This window comes from Acetobacteraceae bacterium, assembly GCA_039613835.1.
Classification (GTDB): Bacteria; Pseudomonadota; Alphaproteobacteria; order Acetobacterales; family Acetobacteraceae; genus Sorlinia.
Genome location: CP154827.1, coordinates 1,595,443 through 1,611,733 on the forward strand (window position 1 = coordinate 1,595,443; position 16,291 = coordinate 1,611,733).

General features: G+C 54.6%; 14 protein-coding genes, 1 tRNA gene and 4 pseudogenes. 14 read left to right on the forward strand and 5 right to left on the reverse strand.

The genetic code is table 11. The features are described 5' to 3' along the window. Window position 1 precedes the first annotated feature (1 nt). Window positions 2–892 carry a phosphoserine phosphatase SerB gene (gene serB / locus AAYR33_08845; GenBank protein XAO71096.1) on the forward strand — a complete coding sequence of 297 codons (891 nt, stop codon included), beginning with the start codon at window positions 2–4 and terminating at the stop codon, window positions 890–892. Window positions 893–1,097: 205 nt separating this feature from the next. On the opposite strand, the gene AAYR33_08850 is transcribed toward serB, so the two are convergent. Next, a tRNA-Tyr gene (locus tag AAYR33_08850) sits at window positions 1,098–1,183 on the reverse strand. Window positions 1,184–1,368: 185 nt separating this feature from the next. Here AAYR33_08850 and rlmB point away from each other — a divergent pair. Together rlmB and AAYR33_08860 are read left to right on the forward strand one after the other, a co-directional pair. After that, window positions 1,369–2,061, forward strand: a pseudogene (gene rlmB / locus AAYR33_08855) (23S rRNA (guanosine(2251)-2'-O)-methyltransferase RlmB). A 290-nt stretch (window positions 2,062–2,351) separates the two neighbouring features. Next, entirely contained in the window at window positions 2,352–3,050 is a 699-nt protein-coding gene (locus AAYR33_08860; GenBank protein ID XAO71097.1) for a glycosyltransferase, read from the forward strand. Window positions 3,051–3,317: 267 nt separating this feature from the next. Here the strand turns inward: AAYR33_08860 and AAYR33_08865 are convergent, their stop codons facing one another. The 4 genes from AAYR33_08865 to AAYR33_08880 form a co-directional block, all read right to left on the reverse strand. Next, the gene (locus tag AAYR33_08865; GenBank protein ID XAO71098.1) at window positions 3,318–4,724 is read right to left on the reverse strand and encodes a glucosyltransferase domain-containing protein; all 1,407 of its coding nucleotides are present in this window, start codon (window positions 4,722–4,724) and stop codon (window positions 3,318–3,320) included. A gap of 123 nt (window positions 4,725–4,847) precedes the next feature. Beyond that, on the reverse strand, window positions 4,848–5,696 hold the full coding sequence (locus tag AAYR33_08870) for a metal ABC transporter permease (protein ID XAO71099.1): 849 nt from the start codon (window positions 5,694–5,696) through the stop codon (window positions 4,848–4,850). After that, window positions 5,689–6,399 carry an ATP-binding cassette domain-containing protein gene (locus tag AAYR33_08875; protein XAO71100.1) on the reverse strand — a complete coding sequence of 237 codons (711 nt, stop codon included), beginning with the start codon at window positions 6,397–6,399 and terminating at the stop codon, window positions 5,689–5,691. Before AAYR33_08875 ends, AAYR33_08870 begins: the two co-directional genes overlap by 8 nt. After that, window positions 6,396–7,262 (reverse strand): zinc ABC transporter substrate-binding protein, encoded by an 867-nt coding sequence (locus AAYR33_08880; protein XAO71101.1) that lies wholly within the window; start codon window positions 7,260–7,262, stop codon window positions 6,396–6,398. Before AAYR33_08880 ends, AAYR33_08875 begins: the two co-directional genes overlap by 4 nt. 171 nt (window positions 7,263–7,433) lie before the next feature. Here AAYR33_08880 and AAYR33_08885 point away from each other — a divergent pair. The 11 genes and pseudogenes from AAYR33_08885 to AAYR33_08935 all read left to right on the forward strand — a co-directional run bounded on the left by AAYR33_08885 (window position 7,434) and on the right by AAYR33_08935 (window position 16,212). Beyond that, window positions 7,434–7,624 (forward strand): annotated as a pseudogene (locus AAYR33_08885) (transcriptional repressor). Window positions 7,625–8,528: 904 nt separating this feature from the next. Then, complete coding sequence (locus AAYR33_08890) at window positions 8,529–9,092, forward strand: hypothetical protein (GenBank protein XAO71102.1); 564 nt, start codon at window positions 8,529–8,531, stop codon at window positions 9,090–9,092. A gap of 437 nt (window positions 9,093–9,529) precedes the next feature. Continuing rightward, on the forward strand, window positions 9,530–10,138 hold the full coding sequence (locus tag AAYR33_08895) for a hypothetical protein (protein XAO71103.1): 609 nt from the start codon (window positions 9,530–9,532) through the stop codon (window positions 10,136–10,138). A 60-nt stretch (window positions 10,139–10,198) separates the two neighbouring features. After that, window positions 10,199–10,324, forward strand: a pseudogene (locus AAYR33_08900) (hypothetical protein). Between the two features lie 234 nt (window positions 10,325–10,558). After that, window positions 10,559–10,921 (forward strand): hypothetical protein, encoded by a 363-nt coding sequence (locus tag AAYR33_08905; protein XAO71104.1) that lies wholly within the window; start codon window positions 10,559–10,561, stop codon window positions 10,919–10,921. Window positions 10,922–10,928: 7 nt separating this feature from the next. Continuing rightward, window positions 10,929–11,570, forward strand: a complete 642-nt coding sequence (locus tag AAYR33_08910) for a hypothetical protein (GenBank protein XAO71105.1) — start codon at window positions 10,929–10,931, stop codon at window positions 11,568–11,570. A 554-nt stretch (window positions 11,571–12,124) separates the two neighbouring features. Beyond that, window positions 12,125–13,036, forward strand: a pseudogene (locus tag AAYR33_08915) (asparaginase). A gap of 676 nt (window positions 13,037–13,712) precedes the next feature. Next, window positions 13,713–14,369: a glycosyltransferase family 2 protein gene (locus AAYR33_08920; protein ID XAO71106.1), complete on the forward strand. Its 657-nt coding sequence runs from the start codon at window positions 13,713–13,715 to the stop codon at window positions 14,367–14,369. A gap of 53 nt (window positions 14,370–14,422) precedes the next feature. Continuing rightward, on the forward strand, window positions 14,423–14,659 hold the full coding sequence (locus AAYR33_08925; GenBank protein XAO71107.1) for a hypothetical protein: 237 nt from the start codon (window positions 14,423–14,425) through the stop codon (window positions 14,657–14,659). 541 nt (window positions 14,660–15,200) lie between these two features. Continuing rightward, complete coding sequence (locus AAYR33_08930) at window positions 15,201–15,740, forward strand: hypothetical protein (GenBank protein XAO71108.1); 540 nt, start codon at window positions 15,201–15,203, stop codon at window positions 15,738–15,740. Between the two features lie 172 nt (window positions 15,741–15,912). Then, window positions 15,913–16,212 carry a hypothetical protein gene (locus tag AAYR33_08935; GenBank protein ID XAO71109.1) on the forward strand — a complete coding sequence of 100 codons (300 nt, stop codon included), beginning with the start codon at window positions 15,913–15,915 and terminating at the stop codon, window positions 16,210–16,212. The last annotated feature ends 79 nt before the right edge of the window (window positions 16,213–16,291 follow it).

Sequence of the window (16,291 nt, forward strand, 5' to 3'; positions counted from 1 at the left end):
CATGACCCACCCTTACGCACTCGTCCTTATTTTTGACCGCAAAGCGGGGCCCCTTCCCCCGGAAGCCGTCGATATTGCCCGCGCCATGGTCAAAGGAGCGCGGCCCGTCATTCTGTCAGAGGGGGAGGCTGTTGAGATCCCCTGCGGCAAACCCGGAACGGGCGCCGCAACGCCGGCCACGATCCGCGCCGCACTGACCCCTCATCGGGTCGATGCGCTGCTTGTCAAACAGCGCGGCCGTCGTAAAGCCATCCTGATTGCTGATATGGACAGCACAATCGTCGCGGATGAAACGCTGGGCCAGCTTGCCGCCTTGATCGGGTGCGGGGACGCGGTCAAACGCATCACAGATGCGACGATGAACGGGACGCTCGACTTCGCGGCCGCCTTGACGGAGCGCGTCGCGCTGCTACGCGGGCACCCCGCCGCTTTGCTTGAAGATGTCTGGAAGACGACGCAAATCAATGAAGGTGCCAGAACGCTCGTCAAAACCATGCGCGCCCATAATGCCCGCACCGCCCTCGTCTCCGGCGGTTTCATATTCTTTACCTCCCGCGTCGCAGAGGCTTGCGGGTTTGATGAGCATCATGGAAATGTGCTGGGGATTGAGGATGGCACGCTCACCGGACGCCTCGCCGTGCCGATCCTCGGGCCTGACAGTAAAAAGGCGCATTTGACCCGCCTCCTCGCTGAGCGCGGCGCGCAGCTCTCCGCAGCGCTGGCAACCGGTGATGGCGCCAATGACCTACCCATGTTGCACCATGCCGGTTTTGGCATCGCCTTTCATGGCAAGCCGAAGTTAAGGGCGGAGGTGCCGCTTCAGGTCAATTTCACCACTTTGCGAAGCCTGCTTTTTGCCCAGGGCTACCGGGCTGAGGATTTCGTTGAGTAGGTGAGATGCGCGACTGATGACGTCGTCAAAGCTGACGAAAGCGGATTTTGCAAAAACCCGTCCGGATGCCCCACCCGATTTTCGTTGCCCCCAAATTTTCCCCTAGATTCGGGCGCTTGCATGACAAGGGGTGAAGACCTTACGGCGGAAAGCCGGGCAAAATCGGGAGGTGTAAGAAGGGAAGAAAGGCCGTGATAACGGATCATGGTGGAGAGGGTTGGATTCGAACCAACGTAGGCGTACGCCAGCGGATTTACAGTCCGCCCCCTTTAGCCACTCGGGCACCTCTCCGTTCGGTTGTTGCGGGATATGGCTTTCTACACGATCTGTCAACGCCCTTCCGTCAAAGCAGGCCGCTTTTGTCACATGACGGCAGGCGCGACTTCGCTTATAGGGTGAACCATGTCGAGACACAACAAACGCGATCGCCACACGGAGCACGCGGCCGCCCCCGCCATAAGGGGCAGGCCGGTTATTGGATGTACGGTTTACATGCCGTGACATCCGCTCTCAAAAATCCTCATCGGCAGGCCCATGAACTGCTTGTGACACGGGAGGCTGCGCAAGCGCTCTCTCAGATCGAGATCATGCAGGCCGTGGCCCCGCAGATTGTTGATCGCAGCCGCATTGACCCCCTTTGTGGTCGCGATGCGGTGCATCAGGGCATCGCCTTGCGCGTCGCCCCTCTGGCGCCTTTCGCGATAGAGGATCTATCCGATCGGGAGGGGACGATCCTGATCCTCGATCAGGTAACGGACCCACGCAATATCGGAGCCATTCTGCGCTCCGCCGCCGCCTTTAACGCGGCGGGCATTATCCTTCAGGACCGCCACGCCCCGCAAGAAAGCGGGGTGATGGCAAAAGCCGCGTCCGGCGCGCTGGATGTCGTTCCGGTGGTGCGTGAGGTCAATCTCTCCCGCGCGATCGCGCAGTTGCAGAAAGCGGGATATTGGGTCATCGGCCTGGATACCGGAGGCAACATCCTGTCACGGGAGGGTCTGGGGGAGAGACGCGCGGCGCTTGTTCTCGGGGCGGAGGGGGAAGGTTTACGTCGCCTGACCCGCGAACATTGTGACGAAATCGCGCGATTGCACATGCAGGGCGACATGGAGAGTCTCAATGTCTCCGTCGCCGCCTCTGTCGCGCTCTATGAGCTCGCCCGGCCGTAAAGTCTGGCCAACGCGGCGGGATGAGATGCGTGCACGACATCGCGCTGTAAGGGGCACGCCATCTATCTATCCAGAATCAGTAAGAAGAGCGTAGCAGGCCGTTACCAAGGTTGCCGCGCCCTCCAAGGCGCGCAGTTTGCAAGTGTAAGGTCAGAGACCCCGCGTCGCAACCTGATCATGGTTCTCATTTCAACGGGCAGTTGGCCTTTACAATTATCAAGCGAGACGTCACCGCATCAACAGCGTAAAGATTTTATGCTATCACGGTTTTTTGCCAGAACGGCCAGACGATGACCGCAGGCTTGCTTGAGGCAAAGGGCGACGCCGTGATTATCATGGATGCGGACCTTCAGGACCCGCCGGACCTCATCCCTGAAATGCTGGCAAAATGGCGTGACGATGCGGATGTCGTTCTCGCACGACGTGTGGACCGGTCATCTGACGGCCATGCGAAGCGCCTGACCGCCGCCTGGTTTTACCGCGTCCACAACGCCCTTTCCAAAGTGAAAATTCCTGAAAATGTGGGTGATTTCCGTTTGGTGGACCGCGCCGTCATCAATGCGCTGGCGCAATTGCCGGAACGCCGAAGATTCATGAAGGGCCTGTTCGCGTGGGTTGGGTTTCAGACCGAGACGATCGATTACACGCGCCCACCCCGCCTCGCGGGTGAAACGTCCTTTTCCAGACTCGCCCTCTGGAATCTCGCGCTTGAAAGCATTACGGGGTTCTCAAAGATCCCGCTCAGGATCTGGACATATATCGGTTTTTCCGGCGCCTGCGTGGCGGCCCTATATGGGATGTTCATCCTCGTGCGGACCCTGATTACCGGGACCAATGCGCCCGACTATCCGTCCCTTTTCTGCGCCGTGATCTTCTTCGGGTCCGTGCAGATCATGAGCATCGGGATGTTGGGCGAGTATATCGGGCGCATTTATATGGAGGCGAAACAACGGCCTCTCTTTATAAAGAGGCGCGTCTACGCGGAGTGATCATTGGATCGGACAGGCGCGGCTGAAATCAACCAGAATCCGGTCGCCTGTCTGATAAAGGCTATAATAACGGCGGGCGATCTGATGATCAAAACGGCATGATTGCCGCATTGCCGCGGCCGCCCTCATCGGAAAGGCAGAACTCTCTTCATCGAAGCCGAAATATGTCGCGTTGCTCTGCAGGCCAAATTCTTTGAGGATGACATCATTCCATCCTCAGATTTTGAACATTGTGAGAAGCGCGTCCAAATGGGGTGAGGAGCGATTTTAAAAAATCACGCGCGCTTTTGGGTCAACTGGCACCGGGTCCGAATCCCCCCAGGATGAAAAGACGCGCAGCGCAACCGGCTGCCCGTGACTCGCCGTATAAATATCTTCCACAATCCCGGCGGCGAGCCTGTTTTCAAAAAGCGCCTGAGCATGTGCGGCATTACCCCACTCATAAGCCATCATTAATTGAGTGAGGAGCATCCATCCACTCAGCAAAATCGGCACGCGCCGCCAGCTTCTGAATGCCGCATGTCGACCGATGAGGAAGCATGTTGCCAGGCCTAGAAAAACACCCCCACTCATGAGCACGCGTACGTCGAAGACGGGTATGGCGAGGATCGTCATGACGCCCGGCATGGAGATTACGGCCACGCCCAGCATGAGAATGGCGAAGATACCGCCCCGGACACCGCGAGATCTGTAAGCTTGAAGGCCAAGGCCCGCGACACCCCCAATCAAGCCGATGAGGAGGATCCGCGCATGATTACTCCGCGCATACTCATTGAGATATAGTCTGACAAATTGAGCGATGTGGCGCGCGATGATGTGGGGGTTGAATGTCGTCGCAGCATGCAGGTGCAGATAATCGAAATTGAATCCTTCCAGATGGAGAAGGAATGTTTCAGCCTTATAGGCGCAGAGCGCGGCGACGAGACAGAGGAGATTTTTGACATAATAGAGCGACGCAGCTTTGATGCCGCCCTCCAACATCTGAAAAAGCGTGCTGAGGCAAAGCAGGACGAGAAACATATTCACTGCCGGCTGATATAAATTGACGGTCAGGAAAAGGGCCGAAGCCACAGTCAGATATCGACGCAAACCTGTCATGGGCGCGGAGAGTGAGAGTGCTGCAACAGCCGTCGCGAGCGCCATTGACTGATAAAGCGAGTCGACACGGTAAGAGAGATTTTCGAGGAAATATGGCGAGCAGACGATAGAGCTAAGGGCAAGAAAGCCCGAAAGACGGTTAAAGCGCCATGCCGTGGAAAGCGACGTCAAAGCCAGAGACAGAATAGCGACGGACAGGATCTGCGTGAGTGGGGCAATGTCATACTGATGGAACGTCGCATTTAGGGCGATAAAAAGCAGTTCGGAGAGATAACGCCCGTTCGCCGCCATGCCGATATAAGGGTAGAGCGCGCGCCCATGATCGTCGATAAGGTAGAAATTTGCGTGAATGATCGGATAAGCAAATAACCCAATTAAAATGAGGGACAGGAAAAAACGTATCAGAAATTCTTCCTTGTCGGAAACGCGCTCGAAAAACATAATTTCCTCGGCTGAAATATCGTCATTACGGGATGAAAATCCGGATGGGTAGGAGACGCCGATGGATGATCCTGACGAATAAAGCTTGAACTGCGCTCCATCGCACCCGACATGATCTACAATATCAGACCTCATTTTACAGAGAGAAGACCTGCATGGCCGCTCCCAAAAACCGCGTCGATGTCCCTGCTATCGGGGTGAAACATCTGATCATCATGCAGAGCTTTCTTGTTGCCTTTATCGTTCTGGTCGCGTTGATTAATCGTTAGAGGCGGCGCGTCCGGCCTTTCTATAGGTCCGTCGCCGCATCATCAGACACGCCAGCCCGTAGCATAGGGCGGGCCCGACACTGATCCAGAATGAAGGCGGTGCATCAGTCCACCAGGAGAGGGCGATCCCCGCCCATGCCAATGTCAAAGCCAGCATGGCTGATGTGAAAACGCCCCTAAGTGGCGAGAAGCCAAGCCGCAATATCGTGGCCGCCGGGCCGACGAGCAGCGCGAAAACGAGCAGAATGCCGGTCATCATGGCGCAGATAGACGTCACCAACGCGACATCAAGCATGAAAATCACCGCAATCCATCGTTTCCGCGCACCCTGAATTATGGCGAGATCAGGATCAAGACTGGCATGTAGCAGAGGCCGCGCGATCAACATCATGATGGCGACACCGATTGTCGAGATGGCGATGAGTGGCGTCAGCAAAGCGCGATCCACCCCGAACAGATTGCCGAATAAAAGTGATGTTGCGCTGCTGGCTGGCGATACCTGCCAGCTCAGAAACAAAAGCCCGATCCCGAGGCTCGCCGCGAGGACGAGGCCCGTCACACTATCCCGTGCGTGATCGGGCGGCTGGTCGGCCCGCGACGCGGAGGTGGCTTCCCACCCCATAAAGATGGCTGTGACGCAGGTGATGGCGAGCATCCCGGCAAGGGGCGACAGGCCGATCAGGACGGCACCTGTCGCGCCGGTAAAACCGACATGGGAGAGGGCGTGACCGGCGAAGCTCTGACCACGAAGCACCAGAAACCAGCCGGCCACGCCGCATGAGACCGCAATAAATGCCGATGTCAGGAAAGCATGGCGCATGAAATCAAACTCAAACATCGGATTTTTCCAACCGACAATGCGTCAGGCGTAGGGCCAGATGAGGTGTGCGGCGGAAAGGGTCGAGGTGATGCGTGCTCATGAGAATCGTTAGACGAAGGTCCCGGCAGAGTCGTACCAGGAGGGAAGCGATCTGCTGTTGCCCCTCTGCATCGACACTCGTCATCGGCTCATCAAGGATCAGGATTTTGGGATGCGCCAGCAAGGCGACGGCCAGAAACACGCGCTGCTTTTCCCCACCCGAGAGAAGACCCATGGGCCGATGCGCGAAGCCCGCCGCCCCGACAAGCTCAAGGGCGCGCGCCACATCCTTATGGCAGGCCGGGGAGAAATTGAGGGGGCCTAGACGGGCCCCACGCCATGCCGATGTTACGTAGTCCAGCGCAGTTATTTGCGGCACGGGCATGCGACGTCCCTGGGGGAGGTAACCGATTCCACCCTGCCCCAAATGCGCGGCACGACCGAGAATATTGACAGAGCCCGCCATATAAGGGTGCAGGCCAAGAATGGTGCGGAGAAATGTCGTCTTTCCGTGGCCATTCGCCCCCATCAGAACCGCCAATTCCCCTTCATAGAGGCAAAGATCCGCATTTTCGAGGAGGACATGCTTCCCGTAACCGATGCGCAGGGCGGAAATCTCGATAACCGGCGGCCTAGAGGTTTCAATCTCATCCGACCGCCGGGCCGACACAAAATCTGTCACGGCAGGGCTTTGTCCAGAGCCGATAGCTGATCATTCATCCAATCCTGCCACCTTTTATTTTCAGGGGGATATTCCGCGCTGTAAATAATCGGAATGCCGGCTTGACGGGCTTTAACTTTCAAAGCATCGACCGATGGCGCGGACACGGTCGCGTTAACGATGAAGACGCGAACATCATAGTTTTGAAAAGCCGTCTCCAGACGGGCGACATCCTGGGGCGACGGTTCCGCATGATGCATGATCGCCAGCGCGAACCGCTGATCAACCGTTATCATGCCAAGGGCCTCCAGAAGAAGCGCAGAGACAGGCTCGCTCTCCGCGACCCGGCTTCCCTGAAGCCGTTTTCGCATGACCGCAATTCTGTCACGCAGGGAGGAGAGATCTTTTAAAAAACCATTCTGATTGGCGATGAGACGGTCACGATCCTGCGGCAAAATCTGCGTGAGTGTCGATGTCCATTGTCGGGCGAAGCGTGTGACCACATCGAGACTGTCATAAAGATGCGGGTTGCGGCGCGCCACTTCCGGGGCGAGCGCACTAATGGTGATGATGGAAGACGGCGTTTTCCCGAGCGCGTGGATGGAACGGGCGGCCCAGTCATCATATCCGGCACCATTCACAATCACGTAATCCGCAGCGCTGAGCCGCTTGATCTGGCTTGCGGAAATCTGCTGAAAATGCGGGTCAATTGCTTGGCGTGTGGTCAGATCCTGCGTTACTATGACACCCGCACCCAGTTGCGACACGATATTGCACCAGACGGCTTCAACGCAGATAACGCGCAGTGGATGCGCCGTCGCATTGTGGACACTGAGGAGGAGGGTCAGAAGAGCGATGGCGACGCTGCGCAATTGAACCCTCACAAACGTTACATAGTTACATCTCATTCCATGCGAATATAGAGGCCCACTTCTCGAAATGACAATCCAGGAATTAGCGCTGTCATGAAAACATCCGGAAAAACCTCAGACGATCAACAGAAAATTGAAGCCATTCTCGCCGCGGCGGAAGAGAAGTGCAAAGCCAGCAATATCCGGATGACGGCTATCCGGCGTGAGGTTCTGCGCCTCATTTTATCGCATGACCGCCCCGTCGGTGCCTATGACATTCTGGAAGAGCTTAGGCTGACACGCCGAAATGCTGCACCCCCACCGTTTACCGCGCCTTGGATTTTCTGCTGTCTCGCGGGTTGATTCACCGGCTTGAACGTCTGGCCGCTTTCATCGCCTGCTCTCACACGCGTGCTTTACACGGTCTGGACGCGCCGCGGCACAAAGTGCAGTTTCTTATCTGCCTCCAATGCCACGATGTAAGGGGGGTTTGCGGCGGAGAAATAGAAGAGGCCATGCCGAGACCGCCGCAGCATCAGGTTTTACACGCCATCATTCCACTGTGGAAATTGAAGGCATCTGCGATCAATGCACGCACGATAACCTCCATACCGCCAGCGCCGTCAATTTGACGAAGCGCACTGCGCAGCAGGCAGACCTTTGAACGCCGAATGGCGGGGAGACGAGGCGCAGACGCGGCAGGATGACGATGTTGTGCCCTGTTTCGCCTCACTTTGACGCGCCCTCCACGGCCCGATGCGCATTATTTGACGTCGTTTTTCAGACTGCTTTTGAAACGCGATCATTGTTTAACTTCGACAATTTTTTGGTCAGCTCGTGGCGCCCTTTCCGGCTTTCAGGCGGAAGACATTGAAAAGATTTGACTTTTTTATTGAATGAAATTAATATTCACTTAACAAAAGACATCACAAAGCCTTGTATAAATAATAATGAAACAATTTTGTTGCCGCAAAAGCAAATGCCCATGTCATTGGCGAATTCTGACCGCACTTTATCAGGATTTATTCCCTTAAATCTGAGGTGAAAAGTCTGATGCATCGGGCCGGTTGAGCTGCGCGCGTCATCCGTTGAAAAAAGGGAACGCCCACGGCCCTTTTAAAGAGCGTCAATCACGCATTTCGATAAAAATGACCTGCAGGAAATCGGCGTCTGCGCCGCGTTGATCGCCGCGCGCCCGCGTAATCGGGCTGATATCAGGGCAACGACTTCTCAGTTTTCTTCTTTACAAAATTTGAATGTGCGCCTTACGTCGATTGCGGCTGTAATGTTGGCGAGGTGATGAATGATTGGTCCGTGCAGCATTATTTTGCTGGCAGGCAGCCATCAACATTATCCAACAATAACATTGTCACACAACATAATACAGTGTCGCAACTCCCAACGAACGGACGATTACAAGCGCGGACGCGAGACTATAATGCGAGCAGCGGCGGCATCACCCATAATATTGAGAATATGCCGTGGGCCGTTGCCTCATTTGAAGCGCGTCTCATCGTTGAAGGTGGTGAACTCGGCACCCTGCTGCCACCGATCACGACGACTCCGGTCGCCCGGCAGCAAAATGCTATTTACACCATCACGGACCAGGAGGCGACGGAGGACACTGTCACCCTTTACACATCGACGCTCGCCGACGGAAGCAACCCGCGACCGCCCGTCCAGTCACCGACACCAACGGAGCCCTCACCCGGATCTTTCTCAGTGTCGAAAAGATTGTCCAACGTGACGTTACTTTACTTAAATACGTTCCTCCAGGGGATCAACCTACCCGATGATTATTACGTAAAGGCCGGAAGCACCTACCTTGTCACACTCTCTCTTTCACCGAAAATCATTTTATAGTCGTGAACGTATCAAGAAGCCGTTTTTCAGCGCCATTATCGGCTGGACTTTCGCCGGATATTTCAGGTTTTTGAGAAGACCCATAATGGGACGAGTTCACCAAAGTGTGACTTTTCAAATCCGTGCTTTGCAAGATGGATTTCTCAACAATATTGTCAGTACAGCTGGGACAAATACGAACGTGGCGCTCGGCGATACAGACGGTGAAACGGTCATGTTGCAAATTAATTGGCAGCTTCTCTCGGCCTGAAATCAACAAATCTCACATATTTTTCAGGCGTAGATACCATCTGCGACCCATCACTTGATTTATCCCGCGGCGTTTTTGAACAGGCCGTCGCGGAATATAATTGTTTCAAGGTGAGGAAACCAGGCGCGCCCGAGAGGCCGCAAACTCCTCACAGAAACAATAATAACAATGTGGGACGTCCTGAATCATGCTCTCTATCAATATCAATTATAATTCTCAGGATTCATCGAAAGGCAATAACGGCCAGCTCAAGGATGTCGCGGGTGTCAATGGCTCGCCCATTTCCGTCATGCCCGGCTTCCCGGATTTGGAAGATCAATTCAACCAGATGGGCATCACCCATATCCGTCTGCACGATATTTATGGTGTTGGCGACCTCGATAATGGGGCCGTCGCAGGTTTGCAGAATAATAATAACCAGCTGATTCCGAATGTGCCAAATGCGCAGGCGGGGCAGGCACGTAATTTTATCGCGCGTTTCGACAATGCGCGCACCATCTACCCCAATGCCGCAACGGGGATGAGCCAGGGCAATTATGATTTGGCTTTCAGAGACGCGAATTACGATATCACCGATGACTACATCCGTCGGATCATGAATAATAATGCGCGCGTCAACCCGCAGGGCATCAATCGCGAGGTCCTTTTTCGCCTTGGGCGAACCATCGATAGCGGTTATGTGATATCCGCCAATTTCGACATTTACGTGACCCTCGTCTCAACCCTCGTCCAACGTTACTCTCAGCAGCTCAATATGTCCGGCATCCCACGTAAAATTGCCTATTGGGAAATCTGAAATGAGCCCGATCTTACGTTTTTCTGGAACAGTAACGACCCCAATCGGTATTACGAGTTTTATTCAAAGATCGCCTGGAAGATCAAGGAACTTGACCCCAATGCCAAGGTCGGCGGGCCGGGCGTTGCGAATGGTTATAATCCGGGCGGCGCCTATCTGGACGGGCTTCTCTCCTTCTGTCGGTCAAACAATGTTCCGATCGACTTCCTCTCGTGGCATTATTACGCGAATACGACATCGGACCCGCAAAATATCATTGATATCGGCAACAGCATCCAGAACAGCCTGCAACGCTATGGGTTTGGCAACGCGGAGAGCCTTTGCACCGAATGGAATTCAACGCCTCAGGCATCCACCAATGTCTTCACAAAGGTCCAATCCGCGCAAAATGCCCCTTACATCGCGTCATCTCTGATCTATATGCAGTCCTACAAGGTCGATCGCGCCTATTATTACCGAGGCGGCGCGCTCTCCTTCGGCTTATTCAATGATGAACCCAATCCGGTCAACCCGAATTTCAAAAGCTTTTGCACCTATGCCGCGCAGGCTTTCGCAATGTTCAATCAACTTAAACAAACGCCGAACTTTATGATGACGACAGACGCGTCGACCACGGGAGTCAGCATCCTCGCTGAGAAGGCGAGCAACATTGTCAAAATACTCGTTTCTAATCACCGCGTTGATCGCTCCCTCAGCCGGCCGAACGTCCCCCCCTCCCAACAGAAGGCTGTATCGGCAGCACTATGTCGATTCCGGCCGCACGGTTGCACAAATTGCCGATGATTGGTCGGTGCAACATTATTTCGGTAGTAAAAATCCAGCGACGCTTCAAAATAATGATGTCGTCAACCGGAAGCCCCTTGCGCCGCAGATACCGAATAATGCCGAGCTCACCCCGCGCTCCCGGAATTACCGTGAAAGCTCAGGCGGCGTCACATTGAATATCACGAATCTTGCTCAGAATGTCGCATCCATTGAAACCCATCGACTCACGGAAGGTGCTGATCTCAGCGGCATACTGGCGCCCGTTGTGCAAAACGTTTCATTGAGGATGAATGGCTCAACCTGCGTGATCACCGACCCCGGCGCTGTGGAATACTCGGTAACGCCTTACACCCCCACACTCGGCAATACGCCCGTTAGTCCCAATAACCCCACCATCCCCACGCCACCGCTCATTCCCGGCGGCGGTGCCCCGACAGGTAGAAGCGTTCACGTCGTTGGTCAGGAGGCAAATGTCTTCGGCAAACCCGTGCGCATTCCATCGCAATTTATACCTTCAAACATCGCTGTGAATGCTGGTTCGGTATGGACTTTTAATATCGGCCTCGGTGGCGCTCGGATCATCAGTTTTACGGGGCGGCTCCAGGCTCACCCTTTACGGCTACAGTATCAGCATGGGCTGGCCCTGGCTCGTCCCGCATCGCGCTGACAGTAACGTCCACTCAATCAGGATCTCTTAAAAATTTGGTAGGTCGGAGCGGAGCGGGTTTGGATATGAGACTCATATCGACAAACGGAACTTTTTATATATTGATACGACGATGATAGCGCAATCCTGAAGACGAGGCAGACGGCCTTTATGGCAGCAGAAAACGCGCCTGGCTATTCTCTCATGATGAAGCATATCCGAGACAAACGGCGCGCGTCACGAAGGCCCTACCAAAATCGCGAGCGCTCTCTTCAGGTTACTCGGGACGCACACGACAAACATCGTGTGCGTCCATCCTGAATGACGGTGGATCAACTCGCGGAAGAATGGGCTTGGATCTCATTTCGAGGTCATCGACTATCACACCACAACAAAGCAATTCAGTATCAATGAGGAAGCGCTGCGCCAGCTTGGTTGAGAGATTTTACAAATGCTTTTGTCCCATATTGCAGATCCGGACAGGACATGCGATGCCCCTTTGCGGAGCAACGTGACGCGCGCCGAAACCGGTCCAGGTGTGATGCGATGTGTTATGTTGAAAGTCAGACGAAGATATGCGCCTCCTGATTGCCGAAGTTGAGCGTGGGGGACGCGTTGAGTCGCGCCATTATGGAAGCATCGCCATCGTCGATGCTTCCGGACGGGACGTGCTCGCCCAGGGCGACACGACAATGGCCGTGTTTCCGCGTTCCACCGTCAAACCACTCCTCGCCCTGCCATTGGTGGAAAGCGGGGCCGCATCCCGTCTGAAGCTGACGGATTCCGAACTGGCCGTCATTTGTGCCTCGCATAATGGGGAGGAAGCCCATACTCGGACGGTCGCGGGCATCCTTCAGCGCGCGGGGGCCACAGTCGCCTGTCTGGAATGCGGCGCACATTGGCCGCTCGGGGATAAAGCGTGCCACGATCTGGCCGCTCAAGAGGGCTAACCTTCAGCGCTGCATAATAATTGTTCCGGCAAGCATGCCGGTCTGGTCTGCCTCGCTCTGGACCAGCAGCTCGACCCTGAAAATTACGTAGCGCCGGAGCACCCCGTGCAAAAACAGGTCACGGCAGCTCTCGCGGCAATGACTGATACACCGCATGACGCCTATAATCGGGGGGTAGATGGTTGCTCCATGCCGACTTACGCGATCCCGCTGCGTCAGCTCGCACATGGTTTTACGCGTTTCGGCGCGAGCGATACGCTGGAAGCAGATCGTGGCAAGGCCGCGGCAAGGCTGCGTGCCGCCATCGCGGCCGCGCCCTTCATGCTGGCGAGGACGGACCGGTTCGATACGAGGTTGATCACCCATTTCGGCAGGCGCGTTTTCTGTAAAATGGGTGCTGAAGGTGTCATGGTCGCCTCCGTACCGGATGTCGGGCTTGGCATCGCCATTAAAGTGGAAGATGGCGCCAATCGTGCCGCTGAGGTTGCCCTTGCCGCCTTTCTGCAAAAAAATTCCCGCCCTGACCGGGTCGGATGAGGATCACACCCTTCTGGCATCACTCAGCCGCGCACCCCTCAAAAACTGGAACGGGCTGGAAGTCGGCTGTATCCGCGCATCCGAAACCCTCGGCCGGTTACAACTTCATTCAGGCTGAACCAATCCCGGGTTACGTCATGGTCACGGCTGAGCGTGAATAAGATCGCCGCGATCACTTGCTTGCATCATAATTGAAGCTGTAAAGCTCGGATCCTTCCCTTTTCTACAGCCTTTGCTTGAGGGGATGGCGGCAAAGCATGTATAATCCGGTTTAATCCTACGGCACGTTGCCATTCTGCGCAAAATCGTCTCCGAATTCCACGCCTCAACTTTCGTTTGTTTTACAGGGGTCACTCCCGTCAAGCCCCCATTGCTCGGGCAACCTGCCCCGTGGCCGAATAAACCCGACAATAATGCAAGCCCGTCCTTGTCCCCTCTGATCAATCAAACCGCTCATCATGCGATGAATCCGTACCCGCCGACCTTAAGCGCCTTCTGATGACTGTATAAATAACGCGATTCAATCGTAGAATTTCCGAATCCTTTTGCGACTTTAACGAGCGCTTACAGCACCAGGAAATTTACAGAATGCGCGATTTCTGTTAACTTAAAATTCACTATCAATTACGACCGTAGAATTCCCATCCAAACCAATATTCGTAATAAAGATTAAAATATGAGCGTATGCCTTGTCACAATAGAAAGAAATAAAAACCTCTATTTAAACGAGTGGCTCTCATATCACCGTACTATTGGTGTTGATAAAGTCTACTTCTATTGCAATGATGATGACCAGGTATCCATGTACAGGACTGTTTTACCATGGATTGAGTCAGGTTTTATTGAGTTCAGGCATCACCCTTCTATTGGGCAGCAGTGGGAAGCTTACATGCACTGGGCACATGTGCATTATCACGACCACGGATGGATAAGTTTTCTTGATGTTGACGAGTTTATCACGCTCCCTCGTCATGCGACATTGCAAGAATACTTATGGTCGTTCCCGCATGATGTTGATGTTATCTACCTGAATTGGTTCAATTTTGGGCATAACGATATTGAAAAACAATCCGCCGATCGCGTCCTGCAATTATTCACAAAACGTCGCGCCCTGATGAGTGAACAAACGAAAATTTTAGTACGCTCGACAGCTCTCGATCTGCCTTTCCTTATGCATCACCCATGTCCCATCCAGCATGGCATTGGTTACCATTTTTTGAAAATAATCCTTTCAACCCACGAGGCGTCAACCGCGTATTCTCCGATGACACGCCATTTTGGAATATCAACGCCTCTGAAATCACCCCTGAAATTTCCGATCGGATGCGCGTAGCCGCAAGTGTTTCGCATTTTTACATGCGTCATACTGATTATTATCAAGAACGTGTGGACCGTGGTCTTGCGCTTCTAGCCCGCACCGGAAACAATAGTTTCCTCCTCCACTGGAAGCAGAAACTGGATAGTGGTGAGTATCTCACGGAGATGAAAGAGGCGAATGCCGTGGAGGATCTTTTCTCCGTGACTGGTCAATTACCCGATATGGACAGTCGCATAACGGTATTTTCCTTTGACATCACGAGGCGTCCAATCGTCCAGCAAGTTTCAGGTGTGAGGGAACGATAAGGGACAGCTAAAGCCTGTTTCCCTAAGTCCCGCGTCATTCATCAACGTAGCGCCCTCGCAACCCCGTGGAAGCGGACTTGCAACATGACAAGCATCACGCCTGCGCATCCTGTGCAAGAGAGGACTATTCAGACAGGGCTAGAAGCTGAAATTATCATGCGGGCACTTCCGGAGCCTACGATGCCAGAAGAAAATGAAGCCACGCAGATTGCATAATAGCTCAGTCAATTATCCGCCAACACGGTTAGCCGTCACAACATGTCAATGCCCCCGCTGACGTCTGCAAACCGAGTCGCGGGAAGCGTCAGAGGGTAGGTGCGAGATTTTAATATCGGCACGTCATGGAAGCATCTTACCCAGCGCATCCCTGAAAAACATATGTCATATCAATAGATTATAAAAAATAACTGCTGTCATCGCGGCAGATTTCCGAGCTTCCCCAACACCCTGGATGGCAATATCGCCCCCCCCCGACATCACCGGCCAAAAAGCTTGCGTTCACCTTTTATTCGTTCCTATTGTGTTCTCATGGAGGCGTTTCATGCGCGAACAATGCAACCTTATTGTTTTACGTGAGCAGATCCGCCGGATCGAGCGCCATTATGCCCCGGCGGCAAAGGCGCAATTCTGCGCGACAGGTCTACCCCGCCCTGATGCTCATCTGGGTGGTGGGCTGTTGCGCGGTGCCCTTTATGAGTTTTTTGATACAAGCGGCTATGTCGCCCAGTCGGCGCGTTTCATCGCCTCAATCCTGGGACGTCATCCAGGGCCTGTCCTATGGATTGGCACGCAGCTTTCCTCCCTTTATGCCATGGGTCTTTCCCAGCACGGGCTCAATCCGGAGCGTGTCATCTGCATTGAGGCTGAGGAAGCCGTCGTGCCCAGTATCTGTGAAGATGCCCTTCGTGAGCCGCATTTTGCCGCGACGGTGATTGAATCGCCGCGCCTTTTTCACCTGACCGCCTCGCGCCGGTTTCAGCTTGCTGTCGAGCAGGGTGGGGGCTGGGCATTTTACTCTATCACTGTGCCCTGCCAGATGCGACGAAGCAGCCCCCCACGACCAGCACAACAAGGTGGCTGATCACGCCTGAAGCGCCCTGCACTGAAAATACCCTCCTCACACCCCGCTGCTGGACCCGGCGACACCGCCACGGCGTCCCAAATGCCGTGGCGTCTCGACCTTCAGCGTCACCGCGGAGGCCGACCGCATCAATGGCCCCTTTCACCTTTCGAGCTCCCTGACCCGATTATTCATGACACGGCGCATCCTTCACGTGTGGTTTCCACACTGGCGCACTGACCTCTGGCGGCGTCAACAAGAAGGGGGCAAACCCACAACACCATCGGGTATCGCGCTTTACACTTACGATCATCATCGCAATATCGTCATTGCGGTGGATCAGCACGCGCAGCAGCGTGGCGTCACGCCCGGCATGACCATCGCCCTGGCAACACCGGCACAGGATGCCGCCGCGCTGGAAGATCTGGCACGTTGGTTCAGCTGGGTGCGCACCATGGTGCGCACCCGCCCCGCCGGACGAGATTTGGATTGACATCACTGGCAGCGCCCATCTGCATGGCGGGGAAGCATCTTTGCTTCAGACCGTCCCAAACCCGTATGGAAGTCAGCGG

Coding starts and splice junctions, on each gene's coding strand:
- serB (XAO71096.1), top strand. CDS start 2: ATGACCCACCCTTACGCACTCGTCCTTATTTTTGACCGCAAAGCGGGG.
- AAYR33_08860 (XAO71097.1), top strand. CDS start 2,352: ATGACCGCAGGCTTGCTTGAGGCAAAGGGCGACGCCGTGATTATCATG.
- AAYR33_08865 (XAO71098.1), bottom strand. CDS start 4,724: ATGAGGTCTGATATTGTAGATCATGTCGGGTGCGATGGAGCGCAGTTC.
- AAYR33_08870 (XAO71099.1), bottom strand. CDS start 5,696: ATGTTTGAGTTTGATTTCATGCGCCATGCTTTCCTGACATCGGCATTT.
- AAYR33_08890 (XAO71102.1), top strand. CDS start 8,529: ATGAATGATTGGTCCGTGCAGCATTATTTTGCTGGCAGGCAGCCATCA.
- AAYR33_08895 (XAO71103.1), top strand. CDS start 9,530: ATGCTCTCTATCAATATCAATTATAATTCTCAGGATTCATCGAAAGGC.
- AAYR33_08905 (XAO71104.1), top strand. CDS start 10,559: ATGCAGTCCTACAAGGTCGATCGCGCCTATTATTACCGAGGCGGCGCG.
- AAYR33_08920 (XAO71106.1), top strand. CDS start 13,713: ATGAGCGTATGCCTTGTCACAATAGAAAGAAATAAAAACCTCTATTTA.
- AAYR33_08930 (XAO71108.1), top strand. CDS start 15,201: ATGCGCGAACAATGCAACCTTATTGTTTTACGTGAGCAGATCCGCCGG.
- AAYR33_08935 (XAO71109.1), top strand. CDS start 15,913: ATGACACGGCGCATCCTTCACGTGTGGTTTCCACACTGGCGCACTGAC.